Consider the following 16,455-nt stretch of genomic DNA (forward strand, 5'->3'; position numbering starts at 1 on the left):
TCAGGCCTCGGTGGACTCGGTGGACGCGGCCTCGGCCTCGTCCGCCTTCTTGTCCGACTTCTTGGCCTTCTGGGTGATGGCCTCACCCTTGGCGTCGTCGCCCTCGAGACCCTTGGTGAAGGCCTCGAACGCAGCGCGCTTGTCCTTGGGCTCGGCGACCTTCAGCGGCGCCGGGGCGGGCAGACCCTTGTGCTTCTGCCAGTCACCGGTGAGCTTCAGGATGGCCATGACCGGCTCGGTCGGCTGGGCGCCGACGGACAGCCAGTACTGGGCGCGCTCCGAGTCGACCTCGATGCGCGACGGGTTCTGCACCGGGTGGTACAGGCCGATCTCCTCGATGGCCCGGCCGTCACGGCGGGTACGGGAGTCGGCGACGACGATGCGGTAGTGAGGCGAACGGATCTTGCCCAGACGCTTCAGCTTGATCTTGACTGCCACGGGAGTGGTGTCTCCTGGTCTTGACGTGGGTGGGCACAACGGTGATGCCGCGTGGGGTTGCGGTACTCGAGTGCCCGATGGACGCGTCAGCCGGAGGAGAGAGGGGTCCTGTGCGACTGTCGAGTACAGCTAGCCATTGTGCCATACGCCGCCGGGGCACCCGAACCCGGTCCGGGCGCCCCGCACCGGCTCAGCCCACGCCCACCCCGACCACTTCCGGGATCCGGAAGGGCTTGCCGCAGCCGCCGCACATGATGGGCGCCTGGGCCAGCACGGAGGGCACGACGCGGACGTTGCGCCCGCAGTCGCAGACGGCCTTTACTCGCACGCCTCCGCCGGAGGAGCCGTGCCGGGCGGCAGGTCCCCGGAAACTGCGTGCGGTGTCCGCCGTCGTCGCCGCGCTGTGCGCCTTCAGGGCGCGGTGCAGACGGTCGATCGTCGGGCGGTAGCGCTTCTTGGCCTCGGGGTTGAGCGTGACCAGCGAGAAGCCGCTGCTGGGATGTGGCTCCTCGGGATGGTCCAGGCCCAGCTCCTCGGCGATCGCGAGAAATCTGCGGTTGTGATAGCGGCCGGCGCGTGAGGTGTCGCGTACGCCGCGCGAGGCGGCGATGCCATGGACTGCCTCGTGAAGCAGTCGCTCGAAGGAGAGCTCGGCGCCGCAGGCGGACGACGACTCTCCGATCAGGGATTCGGGCGCGGCAAGGTCGGGCAGCTCGGGGTGGTGCCGCTGAATGTCGGCCCACGCCTGTGCCAGCTCTGCGGCGAGAACAGGTGGTGTCGTGCTCACGTCGTGACAACGAGCCGGATGCCCCGGGGGTTCCATTCCGGGGCATCCCAAATAATTTGCACGTACCCGTCAGTTGCCGTTGATGCGTCCGGACGAGGGCGGGTGCGCTGATCTGCGGAGAAGCCTCACAGCTCGCACCAAGCCGGTACGTAGCGGCGCGTACGCCCCAGCGCGTAGAGCAGCTCCTCGCGCCGGGGCTCGTGTTGCCCGGGGCCGCGCGCGAGCCGAGAACCGCGCGCCGGTACCGGAGCCGCGCTCCTCAGTAGGCGCGGGCGACAAGAGCGACGTTACCCGGGGTCTCATCGGCGTCCGGCACCGCCCCGTCCTCGGCGACCAGACACCGTACGGACACGGCGTGCTCGGCCAGCGCCGCCTCGCCCTCTTCGCCGAGCGCGGCCCACGGGAGGCGCGCCCAGCCGCCCGCGGCGGTGGCCTCCACGGCCTCGTCGACCGTGCGGACGTCCGAGGTGCGGGACTCGCGGCGCTCGCGGGCCCGGGTCAGGAGCAGCGCCTGGTCCTCTTCGAGGACGGTGGGCAGCAGGGCGGCGAGTGCGCCGATCGATACGGGTTCCTTGCCTCCCCTGATGCGGCGGGCCAGCATCGCGGTGCCGTTCTCCAGGTCGCGCGGGCCGACCTCGACGCGCACCGGCACGCCCTTCAGCTCCCAGTCCACGGCGCGCCTGCCGAAGGGGATGTCCGTGCGGTCGTCGACCTGGACGCGTACGCCCGCGGCCTTCAGGGTCTCGCCGATCGCGCGGACCTCGGCCAGTACGGCGTCATCGCCCTTGACGGCGAGGACGACGGCCTGGACGGGGGCGAGGCGGGGCGGCACGCAGAGGCCGTTGTCGTCGCCGTGCATCATCACCAGGGCGCCGATCAGCCGTGTCGTGCTGCCCCAGGAGGTCTGCCAGACCAGCTCCTGGTTGCCGTCCTTGGACAGGTACCTGGTGTGGAAGGCCTTGGCGAAGTTCTGTCCGAGTTCGTGGCTGGTGCCGAGCTGGAGAGCTTTGCCGTCGCCCATCATGCCTTCGAGGGTGAGGGTGTTGATGGCGCCCGCGAAGCGCTCCTTGGCGGTCTTGCGGCCGAGCACGAAGTCCATGGCGAGGACGTCGCGCATGAAGTCTCCGTAGACGTGGCGGTGGATGTGGGCGGCGAAGTCGCGGGCCTCTTCGTACGTCGCGTGGGCCGTGTGGCCCTCCTGCCAGAGGAATTCCGACGTACGCAGGAACAGCCGCGGGCGCATCTCCCAGCGGACGACGTTCGCCCACTGGTTGATCAGCAACGGAAGGTCGCGGTAGCTCTGCACCCACTTGGAGAAGTACTCGTTGACGATCGTCTCCGAAGTGGGGCGGACGACGGCCGGCTCCTCCAACTCCTTGCCGCCGCCGTGGGTGACGACGGCGAGCTCCGGAGCGAAGCCTTCGACGTGTTCGGCCTCCCTGGTCAGGTACGACTGCGGGATGAGGAGGGGGAAGTAGGCGTTCTGGGTGCCTGTCGCCTTGATGCGGGCGTCCATGTCCTGCTGCATCCGCTCCCACAGGCCGTAGCCGTACGGTCGGATCACCATGGTGCCGCGCACCGGGCCGTTGTCGGCCAGCTCGGCCTTGTTGATCAGGTCCTGGTACCAGCGCGGAAAGTCGTCCGCCTGGGGCGTGAGCACAGGTGTCTTGGCCATGGCGCGCATGGTAGAGGCGGGCTTCCGGAGAGTGCGCGTTTTTATCGTCCTGGGGGCGCACGACGGTGGAACACAAGCATTGGCCCACAACCTCTGGACTCCACGACGGATGCGGAGTTCTCTGGCATACGGGGGGAGTGCGAGCGCACTGCACGGGGGCGGACGAACCGTTTGGATTACGGCACGGCACTAACTCTCGGCTGATTGGGGCGCATTCGATGACACCAACACTCGCGCAGCCGCACCGCTCCCCCGCGGGCGCCACGCCCCGCGTGGACCGGTGTGCACGCGCGCGTGACTGGGCGGAGATCCAGGAACGGATGCTGGTTCCGCTCTACGAAGCGGTGTACGAACGGCTCGAAGTGGGTGGCACCACCCGGCTCCTGGGACTCGGCTGCGGTTCCGGACTCGCTCTGCTGATGGCGGCCTCGCGGGGGGCCGTGGTCACCGGCGTCGATCCGGCGCAGCCCGAACGGCTCGCTCTCGCGCGAGAACGCCTCCTGCCGGACGCCGCGGGGGAGACACGCGCGCGTACCGGCACACGTCTCATCGAGGGCGGGCCCGCGGACGCGGCGGACCCCGACCTGCCGGCGTACAACCTCGTCACCGCCTTCCAGCCGATCGGCTGCACGGCGGGCGACTCCGAAGGACTCTCCGGGCTCCTGGAGGCGGCGGCTCCGCTCGCCGGGCGCGGTACTCCTGTGGTGCTCGTCGGCTGGGGTCCTCCGGAGCGCTGTGCGACCTCCTCCGTGCTGCGGGTGGCGACGAAGCTCGCCGACCCGCTGCGCTCCACGGGCAGTTGGCGTCCCGCGCTCCGGGACGACCTGGAGGAGGTCGCCCACCGGGCGGGGCTCAAGCCGGACGGGTCGGGCCGGGTCGCGTGCCCCTTCGGGTACGCGGACGTGGAGAGCGCGGCACGCGGGCTGCTCTCGACGGGGCTGTTCGACGCGGCGGCGCGGGCGACGGACCAGGTGCAGGTGGACAAGGAGCTGACGGAGGCACTGCATCAGCATCGGCGCGGGGACGGGACGGTGTGGATGCCGAACGTCTTCCGGTATCTGATCGCTCTTACTCCTTAAACGTCCACTCCTTAGACGTCCACTCCTTGGTCGTCTACTCCTTGGTCATCCGTGTGATGCCCGCGATCCGGTACGCCGCGGCCTCCTCCAGCGTCTCGTTCTCCAGCAGGGCCGCGGCGAGCGCGTCCAGCTGGTCCCGGTGCTCGCGCAGTTGCCGGCAGGCGCTCTCGTAGCACTCGTCGACGATCCGCCGCATCTCGCCGTCGATCGTGTCGAGGGTCTGCGGGGCCGCCGCGAGCCCGTAGGCCTGCTGGGCGTCGTTGGGCAGGGCCGAGAGGCGGCCCACCCGGGCGCTCATGCCCCACCGGCCGACCATGCCGCGTGCGATGTTGGTGACCTGCTCCAGGTCGTTCTCGGCTCCGGTGGTGATGACTTCGTAGACGACGTGTTCGGCGGCCATGCCTCCCAGGGCGCCGATGATGCGGCCCCGGAGGTACTCCTCGGTGTAGGCGTATTTGTCGGAGTCCGGGGTCGAGAGCGTCACGCCCAGCGCGCGCCCGCGCGGCACGATCGTGATCTTGCGGACCGGGTCGGCGCCGGGCTGGAGCATGCCGAGCAGGGCGTGCCCGCTCTCGTGGTAGGCCGTGCGCCGGCGCTCGTCCTCCGGCATCACCAGGGGCCGTTCGGCGCCGAGCTGCACCTTCTCCATGGCTTCGGAGAGGTCGGACTGCGTGACCGTCGTCTGCTTGCGCTTGACGGCGATGAGAGCGGCTTCGTTGGCGAGGTTGGCGAGTTCGGCGCCGGTCATGCCCGGTGTCGTGCGGGCGACCTGGGCGAGGTCGACGTCGTCGGCCAGCGGGATGGGCCTCGTGTGGATCTTGAGGATGGCCTCGCGTCCTCCCCGGTCGGGCGGCGAGACGTTGACGACCCGGTCGAAGCGGCCGGGACGGGTGAGGGCGGGGTCGAGGATGTCGGCGCGGTTGGTGGCGGCGAGCACGATGACCCCCTCGGCGCCCGAGAAACCATCCATCTCGGTGAGGATCTGGTTCAGTGTCTGTTCACGTTCGTCGTGCCCTCCCATCCCGCTGCCGCCGCCGCGCGCGCGTCCGATGGTGTCGATCTCGTCGATGAAGATGATCGACGGGGCGACCTTGCGGGCCTCGGCGAAGAGCTCCCGTACGCGTGAGGCGCCCACGCCCACGATCATCTCGATGAAGCCCGAGGCGGAGGCCGAGAAGAAGGGCACGCCCGCCTCGCCGGCGACGGCGCGCGCGAGCAGTGTCTTGCCGGTGCCGGGCGGCCCCGCGAGGAGCACGCCGCGCGGCATCTTGGCGCCCATCGCCCGGTAGGCGTCGGGGTTCTTGAGGAAGTCGACGACGTCGTTGAGCTCGCCCTCGACCTCGTCGATCCCCGCCACGTCCTCGAACGTGGTCCGCTTCGCGCCCGGCTCCAGCTCGACCGGCTTGGGCGGCGTCTTGCGCCCGAGCATGCCGCCACCGCCGCCCATCCCCGCGCTCATGCGCCGGGCGATGAAGATCCACAGCACGACGAGCAGCAGCATCGGGGCGAGGGAGATGAGGAGGTTCGAGAGGAAGCTGCGCTCCTGTACGACGGGCTCGGCGGTGACGGTGACGTCGTGCTTGGTCAGGTCGTCCCAGAGCTTGTCGTCGGCGAAGGCGGGCCGCTGGGTCGTGAACTTGGTGTAGTTCCCCTTGTCCTTGCCGGGCTTGGGCTGCTCCTTCTTGAGCTGGCCCTGGATCGCGTCGCCCTTGGAGTAGATCTTCGTGACGTTGCCGGAGTCGACCTGCTTGCTGAACTCCGTGTACGAGATCGTCGGCTCGTCACCGTCGCTGAAGAAGGACAGCACGAGGTTGGCGATGACGAAGACGACCAGTGCCGTCACGATGAGGCCGCCCCAGCCGCCAGGCATCTTCTTCCTCTGCGGCGGCGTGGGGGCGGGCGGGGGCGCGCCCTCGGAGCGCCAGGGCGGGTCGGGGGCCTGGCGCGGCGGCACAGGGTTGCTCATATGCGGACGTTACGTCAGAAATCTGTCCCCGGCACTCGCTCCGGGCGTCGCCGCTCGCTCCGGGTATCAGCACTGGGCCCGGGTGCAGGGAACGCTCCGGATGCGGGGAGCGCTCCGGGTCCACGCAATGCTCCGCCTCCGGAAAACGTGCAGGGCGCCCCTCCACAGAGGGGCGCCCTGCACGGCATACGTGCTGCTCTCAGCCCATGAACTTCTTGAACTCGTCCGGCAGCTCGAAGTCCTGCGGGGCCTTGCCGCCCGGCAGGCCGAGGGCGCCCCCGGCCTGGGCGGCGGCCTCGCGGCGGGCGGCCTCCTCCTGCTCCTCCTGCTTGCGCTTCATCGGGTTGCCGGAGCGGCGCTTGCCCTTGGCCTGCTTCTGCTTCTTCTTCTGCTTGCCGGGGCCGCCACCCATGCCCGGCATGCCGGGCATGCCCGGCATGCCGCCGCCCTGGGCCATGCGGGACATCATCTTGCGCGCCTCGAAGAACCGCTCCACGAGGTTCTTGACCGCGCTGACGTCGACACCGGAACCCTTGGCGATACGGGCACGGCGCGAGCCGTTGATGATCGTCGGCTCCTGACGCTCGGCGGGCGTCATCGACTTGATGATGGCGGCCGTGCGGTCGACGTCCCGCTCGTCGAGGTTGTTGATCTGGTCCTTGATCTGCCCCATGCCGGGCATCATCCCGAGCAGCTTGCTGATGCTGCCCATCTTCCTGACCTGCTCCATCTGGGCCAGGAAGTCGTCGAGCGTGAAGTCCTGGCCCTTCTTGGAGGCCAGCTTCGAGGCCATCTTCTCGGCCTCTTGCTGCGAGAAGGTCTGCTCGGCCTTCTCGATGAGCGTGAGCATGTCGCCCATGCCGAGGATGCGCGACGCCATGCGGTCCGGGTGGAACGCGTCGAAGTCGTCCAGCTTCTCGCCGTTCGACGCGAACATGATCTGGCGCCCGGTGACCTGCGCGATCGACAGGGCGGCACCACCACGGGCGTCACCGTCGAGCTTCGACAGCACGACGCCGTCGAAACCGACGCCGTCGCGGAAGGCCTCCGCCGTGTTGACGGCGTCCTGGCCGATCATGGCGTCGACGACGAAGAGGACCTCGTCCGGGCCGACCGCGTCCCGGATGTCGGCGGCCTGCTGCATGAGCTCCTGGTCGATGCCCAGGCGGCCGGCGGTGTCGACGATGACGACGTCGTACTGCTTCGTCCGCGCGAACTCGACGGAGTCCTTGGCGACCTGCACGGGGTCGCCGACGCCGTTGCCCGGCTCGGGTGCGTACACCCCGACGCCGGCGCGCTCGGCGACCACGCTCAGCTGGTTGACGGCGTTGGGACGCTGGAGGTCGCACGCCACCAGGAGCGGCGAGTGGCCCTGCCCCTTCAGCCAGAGGCCGAGCTTTCCGGCGAGGGTCGTCTTACCGGCACCCTGGAGACCCGCCAGCATGATGACGGTCGGCGCGGTCTTGGCGAACCGGAGGCGGCGCGTCTCGCCACCGAGGATGCCGATGAGCTCCTCGTTGACGATCTTGATGACCTGCTGGGCCGGGTTGAGGGCCTGGGAGACCTCGGCACCGGCCGCGCGCTCCTTGACCTGCTTGATGAACGCGCGGACGACGGGCAGGGCCACGTCCGCCTCGAGCAGGGCGATGCGGATCTCGCGCGCCGTGGCGTCGATGTCCGCCTCGGACAGGCGGCCCTTGCCCCGGAGGTTCTTGAATGTCGCTGCGAGGCGGTCGGAGAGAGTATCGAACACGGCGGTCGCGAATCCTCGGGTCGGGGAAAGGGGACAGGTCGCCTTCCAGAGTATCTGGCGAGTGCGGGTACCTGGGGCGCCGGTCACGACTTCCCCGCCCCGGACGGGTGGTTACGGCTCGCCCTGCCCCGTACCGCCGGGGCAGCGGAAGAACAACAGGCGGCCCCCCGGACAGACCTAGCCCCGCAGCGCCTCCTCCACCCCCCGGGCCACCCCCGCGGCCCGCTCCCCCGTCAAGGGAGCCCCCTCCACACCCGTCACATAGAACGCGTCCACCGCATTCGCCCCCAGCGTCGACACATGCGCACTCCGCACCACCACCCCCGCCTCCTCCAGCGCGCGGCCGATCCGGTGCAGGAGGCCGGGTGCGTCCTGGGCCCGGACCTCGATCACCGTCGCGAGGCGCGAGCCCGCCGGCGCGACCGTCACCCGGGGCGGCGGCGCGACGGTGCCCCGGCGCCGCGGATACGCCGCCTCCCGTTCCGCCAGCCGCGCCTCGATGCGCAGCGAGCCGTCCAGTGCCCGTACGAGGTCGGCCCGCAACCGTGCCGCCTGCGGCAGCGACCCGTACTCCGCGGCGACCCGCCAGCTGAGCAGCAGCACCGACGCCCCCATGCCCGCCGGCAGCGTCACCTCCCGCAGCTCCGCCGTCCGCACGGTGAGCCGATGCAGCGCCAGCACCCCGGCCACTGAGGGCAGCACCCCCGGCTGGTCCGGCACCGCGACCACCAGCTCCACGCCGAGCGGCTCCGACCCCTCCCCGGCAGACTCCCCCGCCCCCTCCGCCCGCGTCCGCAGCGAAAGCACCGGCCCGCCCGTACGGAACGCCTCCACCGCCAGCCGTTCCTGCTCGGCCGTCGGCACCGCGTCCCCCTCGGCCGTCTCCTCGGCCACGTCCCCGGACAGCACGGCCGCCACCCGCTTCACGAGGTCGGCGACCAGCGCCCCCCGCCACGTCGACCAGGCCGCGGGCCCGGTGGCCAGCGCGTCCGCCTCGGTCAGCGCGTGCAGCAGCTCCAGCGTCCCCTCGGACCGCACCGCCTCGGCGACGCCCCGCACCGTCGCCGGGTCGTCGAGGTCGCGCCGTGTGGCCGTCTCGACGAGGAGCAGATGGTGGCGGACCAGGCACGCGACGACCGCCACGTCCGCCGGGTCGAAGCCGATCCGGGCCGCGACGTCCCTGGCGATGATCTCCCCGGCCACCGAGTGGTCCCCCGGCCAGCCCTTCCCGATGTCGTGCAGCAGCGCGGCGACGAGCAGCAGGTCGGGCCGTCCGACCCGCCGGGTGAGCGCGGACGCCCGCACCGCCGTCTCGACCAGGTGCCGGTCGACCGTCCACGTGTGGACGGCGTTGCGCTGCGGCCGGCACCGCACCCGCTCCCAGTCCGGCAGGAGCCGGGTGATGAGTCCCTCCGCCTCCAGCGCCTCCCACACGGGGACCGTGGGTCGTCCCGCGCCGAGCAGTGTCACGAGCTGTTCGCGTGCCTCGGCGGGCCACGGCGTGGGCAGGCTCCCCGCCGTGGCGGCCAGGCGCCGCACGGCGTGCAGGGAGAGCGGAAGCCCGGCCTGGGCGGCCGCCGCGGCGGCGCGCAGCGGCAGCACGGGGTCCCGTTCGGGCCGGGCGGCCCGGGCGAGCACGGCCTCCCCTTCGTGCTCCACGACCCCCTCGGCCAGCGGCGACCGCTCGGCCACACTCCCCCGGCCGTCCCCGCGGCCGCCCGCCCGGCCCGCCCCGCGGCCCCCGAGCATCGCCCGCAGCCGCGGCCGCCCGGACCGCGCCCGCAGCACGCGCCCCACCTCGCGCCAGGTGACGTCACCGGCGTACGAGACGACGCGCGCGGCCTCGTACACCTGCCGCAGCAGGGTGTCCGCGTCGAGCAGGCCCAGCTCGGCGGCGACCTGGTCCTGTTCCTGGAGGGCGAGCCGGTCGGTGGCGCGGCCCGTCGCCAGGTGCAGCGCGTCGCGCACGTCGAGGAGGCGCCGCCGGGCGTCGGCGAGTCCTTCGCGGGGCGCGTCCGCCAGCCACGACGCGGCGACGGCCCGCAGCGCGGTGACGTCGCGCAGCCCGCCCCTGGCCTCCTTCAGGTCGGGTTCGAGCAGATGGCCCAACTCACCGTGGCGCTCGGCGTGTTCGTCGCAGAGTTCGCGCAGCTCGGGCAGGCGTTTCGGCGCCTGGTTGCGCCAGTCGGCGAGCACGGCCGTGCGGAGCGCGGAGGTCAGGCCGAGGTCGCCTGCGACATGCCGCGCGTCGAGGAGGCCGAGGTGCACCTTGAGGTCTTCGCCCGCGGTCCTCCTGGCCTCCGCGGGTGTGCGGACGGAGTGGTCGAGGGCGATCCCGAGGTCCCAGACGGGGTACCAGAGGCGGTCGGCGAGCGCGGCCACCTCGGCCGGGTCCGCGCTCCCGTCGTGCAGGAGCAGGAGGTCGAGGTCGCTGCGCGGCGACAGCTCACCGCGCCCGTAGCCGCCCACCGCGACGAGCGCGGCGCCCCCGCCCCCGGCCCGGCTCCCCGCGTGGAAGAGCCCGGCCAGCCAGTCGTCCGTCAGTTCGGCGAGGGCGGAACGGCGCGGCGGCCCGGACCGCGACTTCTCCTGGAGGAGCCGCAGCCGGGCCGCCGCGTAGCCGCTGGGTCCGGAGTCTTCCGTTTCTGCTTCCGTGTCCACATCCACACTCGTCACCCAGCAGCTCCTGTTCAGTCCCGCTCAGTCCCGCACGTTTCCGTTCCGTCCCGCCCCGTCAGTTGTCGATCCCGCGCGCCTCACAGCGCGTCGGGCCCCCGCTCCCCCGTGCGCACCCGGACCGCCGTGTCGACCGGCACGCTCCAGACCTTGCCGTCCCCGATCTTGCCGGTGCGGGCGGCCTTCACGACGACCTCCATGAGCTCCTCGGCGTCGTCGTCCTCCACGAGCACCTCGATGCGGATCTTCGGCACGAGGTCGACGGTGTACTCGGCGCCCCGGTAGACCTCGGTGTGTCCGCGCTGCCGTCCGTAGCCGCTGGCCTCGGTGACGGTCAGGCCCTGGACACCGAAGGCCTGGAGCGCTTCCTTGATCTCGTCGAGCCGGTGCGGCTTGACGACCGCGGTGATGAGCTTCATGCGTCCACCTTCTTGTTCTTCCGATCCTGAGCCGCCTGCCCCGCCGTCGCGCCGGGGACCGGTCCCGGGACGGAGGTACGCGGAGCCGTACCGCCGCCCGCCCCGCTGAAGTCGTACGCCGTCTCGGCGTGTTCGACCTGGTCGATGCCGCCGACCTCGTCGTCCTCAGTGACCCGCATGCCGATCGTCTTGTCGATGAGGAGGGCGAGGACCGCGGAGGCGATCAGGGAGTACGCGAAGACCGCCCCGACGCCCGCGAGCTGCTTCCACAGTTGTTCGAGGCCGCCTCCGTAGAACAGGCCCTGCGCCTTCGACTGGCCGCCGCCGGTGGCGAAGAAGCCGACGAGGACGGAGCCCGCGACGCCGCCGACCAGGTGGACGCCGACGACGTCGAGGGAGTCGTCGTAGCCGAACCGGAACTTGAGTCCGACGGCCATGGCGCACAGCAGACCGGCGATGGCGCCGATGGCGATGGCGCCGAGCGGCGAGCAGGAGCCGCCGGACGGGGTGATGGCGACGAGGCCCGCGACGGCGCCCGACGCGGCGCCCAGCGTGGTGAACGCGCCGTGCCGGATCTTCTCGTAGATGAGCCAGGCGAGCATCGCCGCGGCCGTGGCGACCTGCGTGTTGACGAACATGAGCGCGCCGACGCCGTCGTCGTTGCCGAGCCACGATCCGGCGTTGAAGCCGAACCAGCCGAACCACAGCAGGGCCGCGCCGAGCATCACGAGCGGCAGCGAGTGGGGCCGCATCGGGTCCTTCTTGAAGCCGACGCGCTTGCCGATGACGAGGATGACGCCGAGCGCCGCGGCTCCGGCGTTGATGTGCACGGCCGTGCCGCCGGCGAAGTCGATGACGCCGAGCTCGAAGGCCCAGCCGCCGGTGCCCCACACCCAGTGCGCCACCGGGAAGTACACGATGGTGGCCCAGAGGGCGACGAACAGCGCCCAGGCGGTGAACTTGACGCGGTCCGCGAGGGCGCCGCTGATCAGCGCCGGGGTGATGATCGCGAACATCAGTTGGAAGACGGCGAAGACGTAGACCGGGATGGTGTAGCCGTCCCAGAGCTGGTTGATGCCGAGACCGCTGAGTCCTACGTAGTCGCCCTCCCAGCCGAGAAGGCTGCCGTGGTCGGTGCCGAACGCGACGGAGAAGCCGTACAGCACCCAGAGGACGGTGACGATTCCCAGGCTGATGAAGCTCATCATCAGCATGTTGAGGGTGCTCTTGACGCGGACCATGCCTCCGTAGAAGAAGGCGAGTCCGGGCGTCATGAGCATCACCAGGGCGGAGCAGATGAGCATGAACCCGGTATTGGCGGCAGACAGCTCGGGGGCGTCTGCGGCGATCGTGATGCCTGGGGGCATCGGCGTCTCCTCGCTGTGGGGCCGGTTGTGCGCCAGACATTGGCGCAGCGCGGTTTCGGCGGGGGCCCCTGGGTGTTTCGCCGCAGTGACGAAGAGGTCGTACGTGTTACGCGGCCATGAACTGGCGGGTCGCGCGGGGTGCGGTTGCCTACCCTGCGCGGGGCATGAGAACCGGCCGCGGCGGCCATCCGGCTGACCTGGCATGGGGGGAGCCGAGTCGGGCTGTAAGGGATGGTCCGGCCGCGGCCGGGGCCGGTCGTGCCGGGTTTCAGACCGCCTCCGCGGTCTCCGGCATCTCGATGGCGAGCCGCTCGGTGAGCTGGACGACCTCGGCGACGTCGCCGAAGTCCCGGACGGCCGTGTCGACGGTTTTGCGCAGGCGGGTGTTGACCCGCTCGGAGCGGACCTTCTTGGCGATGTCGAGGGCCTGTCCGGCGAGGACCGTGCTCTGCTCGGGCTCGCGTTGCAGCAGGTGGACGGTGGCTTTGCCGATGAGGTTCAACGCGTACGAACGCTGGTGCTCGGTGTCCGACTCGAAGAGCCGCACCGCGCGCTCCATGACGGGCTCGGCGAGCGAGGCGTAGGTGGGGCTGCGGCCTGCCACGTAGGCCAGGTCGCGGTACGAGTGGGCGTTCTCGCCGTTCAGCTCGGCCTCGGAGAAGAAGCGGATCCAGTCCGGCTCGGGCTCGGTGAAGTCCTCGGCGTCGGCGAAGGTGTCCTCGGCCATCCGCACGGCCCGCTTGCACTTGCCGGGCTGCCCCATGCTGGCGTACGCCCGGGCCTCCATCGCATACAGCATGGCCTGGGTGCGCGGGCCGGCGCAGTCCCGGCTGCCGTACTGCGCGAGGTGGATCAGTTCGAGTGCGTCCTCCGGGCGGCCGAGGTGGATCATCTGGCGGCTCATGCTGGAGAGGATGTACGACCCGAGGGGCTTCTCGCCCGCTTCCTTGGCGGCGTGCAGGGCGAGGACGAAGTACTTCTGGGCGGTGGGCTGGAGTCCCACGTCATAGCTCATCCAGCCGGCCAGCTCGGCGAGCTCGCCCGCGACCTTGAAGAGGCGCTTGGAGGTGGCTTCGGGCTGGGGCTCCTGGAGCAGGTCCGTCACTTCGTGCAGCTGTCCCACGACGGCCTTGCGCCGGAGCCCTCCCCCGCATTGGGCGTCCCACTGGCGGAACATCACCGTCGTGGACTCCAGGAGGTCCAGCTCCGGCTTGGAGAGCCGCGCCGGGCGGCGCGACACGGCGGGCTCGGGGTCCTGCCGCGGGGACGAGGGCGAGGGCACGAGCCAGCGCTGCATGGGCTCGATGAGGGCGGGCCCCGCGGAGAGCGCGAGCGAGGTGCCGAGGAAGCCGCGACGGGCGAGCATCAGGTCGCTGCGCGAGAACTCACTGATGAGGGCGACCGTCTGCGGGCCGGTCCAGGGCAGGTCGACCCCGGAGGAGGCGGGCGTGCGGTGGGCCGCGCGAAGGCCCAGGTCCTCGACGGCGACGACGCAGCCGAACCGCTCGGAGAACAGCTCCGAAAGGATGCGGGGAATCGGCTCGCGGGGATTCTCGCCGTCCAGCCAGCGGCGCACCCGCGAGGTGTCGGTGGAAATGTGATGAGCGCCCAACTGCCGCGCCCTGCGGTTCACTTGCCGGGCCAGCTCGCCCTTCGACCAGCCGCTGCGCACGAACCAGGAGGTGAGCATGGAGTTCGGGCGCTTCTCGGCGCCTGTGGCGTGCGTGCCGCCTCCACCGTTGCCGCTCACTGGAACGCCCCCATCCCTCATGACACTTGCGCGCTGTCCACGCCAAGCCCTAACAGAATGCCGCGCCTTACGGCCGCCCGTCCGGAGAATGTCACCCGTCGAACAGGAAACCGACTTGCCTCCGGCATACCCGCGAGTGCTCGAACTCCCAGGGTCATGTACCGAAAGTAATCCCACGATCACGCACCCGGCGAGGGCGATTGCAGAAACGCCACCATTCGCCACCCCTTCGAATGAACTCCCCTGCGTCGACAAGCGATTCACTTGACATAGGTCGACGGAAAGTGGGCGGAGCGGAGTACGCCGGGGCGCACAACGACTGGCGCACCACCGCGAATGCGTCGAGCGCCGCCTCAAGGACAGACGGTAACGAACCGATTCCGTGTCGTAACCGCTGTACGCGCGACACGTTGGAGGGGGCATGGGCTTCACGATCGGCGGCATCCGGGGAACCGACAGGCCCCGGACCGGATCACGGCGGCGCGGCCGCACATCGGACTGCACTGCGGTGGCGGAGTACACCGGCCTGTGGGGCTGGGCCGCGGTGCCCGGCGCGCGGGCCCTGGACGGCGCCTGCTCGTGCGGAGCCACCGCCTGCCCGGCCCCCGGCGCCCATCCGCTGGGCTTCGCGCCCGAGGTCCCGGCCGGGGCCACGCTCGACGAAGTGGCGGACGCCTGGGCGGAGTTCCCCGGCGCCGCCGTGCTGCTGCCGGTGGGCCGCGCCTTCGACGTGCTGGAGGTGGCGGAGGCCGCGGGGCGGCGCGCCCTGGTCCGGCTGGAGCGGATGGGCGTCCCGCTCGGCCCCGTGGCGGTCACGCCCGACGGCCGGGCGCAGTTCTTCGTCGCCCCCGGCGCCGCGGCCGGACTCCCCCAGCTGCTCTACCGCATGGGCTGGGACGGCGCCGACCTCGACCTGCGCGGCCTGGGCCGCGGCGACCACATCACCGCGCCCCCGTCCGACCGCGGCGGCCTCGGCCCGGTCCGCTGGCTCCGCTCCCCGGCCCTCGACACGGCGACGAACCCGCCCGAGGCGCGGCTCCTCCTCGGGACCCTGGCGTACGCGGCACACCGCTCCCCCGCATAGCGCCGCACGACGACGGCGCTGCCGCACCGAAGCCGAAGGGCCCCTTCGCATCTGCACCGTGCGAGGGGGCCCTTCACCTGCGTACGAGAGTCCGTGTACGACGCCTCAGTCGCCGATGAGCGCGTCCACGAACGCCTCCGGCTCGAACGGCGCCAGGTCGTCCGCGCCCTCGCCGAGGCCGATCAGCTTGACCGGCACGCCCAGTTCGCGCTGGACGGCGACGACGATGCCGCCCTTGGCGGTGCCGTCCAGCTTGGTGAGGACGATACCGGTGATGTCGACGACCTCGGCGAAGACCCGCGCCTGCACCAGGCCGTTCTGCCCGGTCGTGGCGTCGAGGACGAGCAGCACCTCGTCGAGCGGGGCGTGCTTCTCGACGACGCGCTTGACCTTGCCGAGCTCGTCCATGAGGCCCGTCTTGGTGTGCAGCCGGCCCGCGGTGTCGATGAGGACGACGTCCGCTCCCTCGGCGATGCCCTCCTTGACCGCGTCGAAGGCGATGGAGGCGGGGTCGCCGCCCTCGGGGCCGCGGACCGTGCGGGCGCCGACGCGCTCGCCCCAGGTCTGCAACTGGTCGGCGGCGGCGGCGCGGAAGGTGTCGGCGGCGCCGAGGACGACCGAGCGGCCGTCGGCGACGAGGACGCGCGCGAGCTTGCCGGTGGTGGTGGTCTTGCCGGTGCCGTTGACCCCGACGACCATCACGATGCCCGGCGTCTCCAGGCCGGACTCGGTCTTCACGGTGCGGTCGAAGTCCGTGCCCGCGCCCGTGCCGAGGAGCGTGATGAGCTCCTCGCGGAGCAGGGTGCGCAGCTCGTCGGGGGTGCGGGTGCCGAGGACGCGGACGCGCTCGCGCAGCCGCTCCACGAGCTCCTGGGTGGGCGCGACACCGACGTCCGCGGTGAGCAGGGTGTCCTCGATCTCCTCCCAGGTGTCCTCGTCGAGGTGCTCACGGGACAGCAGCGTGAGCAGCCCCTTGCCGAGCGCGTTCTGCGAGCGGGAGAGCCGGGCGCGCAGCCGGACCAGGCGTCCCGCGGTGGGCTCGGGGGTCTCGATCTCCGGCGCGGCCGGCGCTTCGACGACCGGCTCCTCGACGACGACCGGCGCGGTCGCCGACGGCTCGACGAGCGGGAGTTCCACCTCCTCGATCGTGCGGCGCGGTTCGTCGCGCGGCGTCTCGGCCTCGTCGCCGACCTTCGGTTCGGCGGGAGGGGCGGTGATGGTGGGCGCGGCGGGCGGGGCCTGCGGCGGCAGCTGCTTCTTCTTGCGGCTGCCGATCACGAGCCCGCCGAGCGCGCCGATCACGACCACGGCGATGACTACAGCAAGGATGACGATTTCCATAACCCGTCCAGTATCGGCCATGGCCCCCGGAGAGGCCCAGATTGTGTTTTCCTCCAAAGAACATATGCCCCGGGAAGGCACTACTCGGATTAAAGTACGATGGAGCTCTCTGCATCAACG

The 16,455-nt window shown here is 71.3% G+C and carries 12 protein-coding genes; 2 read left to right on the forward strand and 10 right to left on the reverse strand.

Annotation, left to right across the window (positions count from 1 at the left end; genetic code table 11):
• From rpsP to proS, 3 genes are all read right to left on the reverse strand, one after another.
• Positions 1-438 (reverse strand): 30S ribosomal protein S16, encoded by a 438-nt coding sequence (rpsP, locus tag ACZ4Z4_RS34655; RefSeq protein ID WP_355811727.1) that lies wholly within the window; start codon positions 436-438, stop codon positions 1-3.
• Between the two features lie 190 nt (positions 439-628).
• Complete coding sequence (locus ACZ4Z4_RS34660; RefSeq protein WP_362994255.1) at positions 629-1,225, reverse strand: hypothetical protein; 597 nt, start codon at positions 1,223-1,225, stop codon at positions 629-631.
• A 259-nt stretch (positions 1,226-1,484) separates the two neighbouring features.
• Positions 1,485-2,900, reverse strand: a complete 1,416-nt coding sequence (gene proS / locus ACZ4Z4_RS34665; RefSeq protein WP_468336547.1) for a proline--tRNA ligase — start codon at positions 2,898-2,900, stop codon at positions 1,485-1,487.
• A 218-nt stretch (positions 2,901-3,118) separates the two neighbouring features.
• On the opposite strand from proS, the gene ACZ4Z4_RS34670 reads away from it, so the two are divergent.
• Positions 3,119-3,979, forward strand: coding sequence for an SAM-dependent methyltransferase (locus tag ACZ4Z4_RS34670; protein WP_468336550.1), 861 nt, complete (start codon positions 3,119-3,121; stop codon positions 3,977-3,979).
• Between the two features lie 34 nt (positions 3,980-4,013).
• Here the strand turns inward: ACZ4Z4_RS34670 and ftsH are convergent, their stop codons facing one another.
• From ftsH to nsdA, 6 genes are all read right to left on the reverse strand, one after another.
• Positions 4,014-5,945, reverse strand: a complete 1,932-nt coding sequence (ftsH, locus tag ACZ4Z4_RS34675) for an ATP-dependent zinc metalloprotease FtsH (protein ID WP_468336553.1) — start codon at positions 5,943-5,945, stop codon at positions 4,014-4,016.
• Positions 5,946-6,144: 199 nt separating this feature from the next.
• On the reverse strand, positions 6,145-7,698 hold the full coding sequence (ffh, locus tag ACZ4Z4_RS34680) for a signal recognition particle protein (RefSeq protein WP_468336557.1): 1,554 nt from the start codon (positions 7,696-7,698) through the stop codon (positions 6,145-6,147).
• A gap of 177 nt (positions 7,699-7,875) precedes the next feature.
• The gene (locus ACZ4Z4_RS34685; protein WP_468336560.1) at positions 7,876-10,374 is read right to left on the reverse strand and encodes a [protein-PII] uridylyltransferase; all 2,499 of its coding nucleotides are present in this window, start codon (positions 10,372-10,374) and stop codon (positions 7,876-7,878) included.
• A gap of 80 nt (positions 10,375-10,454) precedes the next feature.
• On the reverse strand, positions 10,455-10,793 hold the full coding sequence (locus tag ACZ4Z4_RS34690) for a P-II family nitrogen regulator (RefSeq protein WP_468336563.1): 339 nt from the start codon (positions 10,791-10,793) through the stop codon (positions 10,455-10,457).
• Positions 10,790-12,160 carry an ammonium transporter gene (locus tag ACZ4Z4_RS34695; RefSeq protein WP_468336566.1) on the reverse strand — a complete coding sequence of 457 codons (1,371 nt, stop codon included), beginning with the start codon at positions 12,158-12,160 and terminating at the stop codon, positions 10,790-10,792. Before ACZ4Z4_RS34695 ends, ACZ4Z4_RS34690 begins: the two co-directional genes overlap by 4 nt.
• Positions 12,161-12,428: 268 nt before the next feature.
• The gene (gene nsdA / locus ACZ4Z4_RS34700; protein WP_468336569.1) at positions 12,429-13,910 is read right to left on the reverse strand and encodes a transcriptional repressor NsdA; all 1,482 of its coding nucleotides are present in this window, start codon (positions 13,908-13,910) and stop codon (positions 12,429-12,431) included.
• Positions 13,911-14,331: 421 nt separating this feature from the next.
• Between nsdA and ACZ4Z4_RS34705 the strand changes: the two genes are divergently transcribed.
• Positions 14,332-14,994: a bifunctional DNA primase/polymerase gene (locus tag ACZ4Z4_RS34705; RefSeq protein ID WP_468336572.1), complete on the forward strand. Its 663-nt coding sequence runs from the start codon at positions 14,332-14,334 to the stop codon at positions 14,992-14,994.
• Positions 14,995-15,099: 105 nt separating this feature from the next.
• Here the strand turns inward: ACZ4Z4_RS34705 and ftsY are convergent, their stop codons facing one another.
• Entirely contained in the window at positions 15,100-16,335 is a 1,236-nt protein-coding gene (gene ftsY / locus ACZ4Z4_RS34710) for a signal recognition particle-docking protein FtsY (protein WP_468336575.1), read from the reverse strand.
• Positions 16,336-16,455 lie beyond the last annotated feature (120 nt).

The organism is Streptomyces sp. NPDC030245 (assembly GCF_055572995.1).

Excerpts from the sequence above, each read along its gene's own strand:
- proS (WP_468336547.1), bottom strand. The coding sequence starts at position 2,900 with ATGGCCAAGACACCTGTGCTCACGCCCCAGGCGGACGACTTTCCGCGC.
- ACZ4Z4_RS34670 (WP_468336550.1), top strand. The coding sequence starts at position 3,119 with ATGACACCAACACTCGCGCAGCCGCACCGCTCCCCCGCGGGCGCCACG.
- ftsH (WP_468336553.1), bottom strand. The coding sequence starts at position 5,945 with ATGAGCAACCCTGTGCCGCCGCGCCAGGCCCCCGACCCGCCCTGGCGC.
- ACZ4Z4_RS34690 (WP_468336563.1), bottom strand. The coding sequence starts at position 10,793 with ATGAAGCTCATCACCGCGGTCGTCAAGCCGCACCGGCTCGACGAGATC.
- ACZ4Z4_RS34695 (WP_468336566.1), bottom strand. The coding sequence starts at position 12,160 with ATGCCCCCAGGCATCACGATCGCCGCAGACGCCCCCGAGCTGTCTGCC.
- ACZ4Z4_RS34705 (WP_468336572.1), top strand. The coding sequence starts at position 14,332 with ATGGGCTTCACGATCGGCGGCATCCGGGGAACCGACAGGCCCCGGACC.
- ftsY (WP_468336575.1), bottom strand. The coding sequence starts at position 16,335 with ATGGAAATCGTCATCCTTGCTGTAGTCATCGCCGTGGTCGTGATCGGC.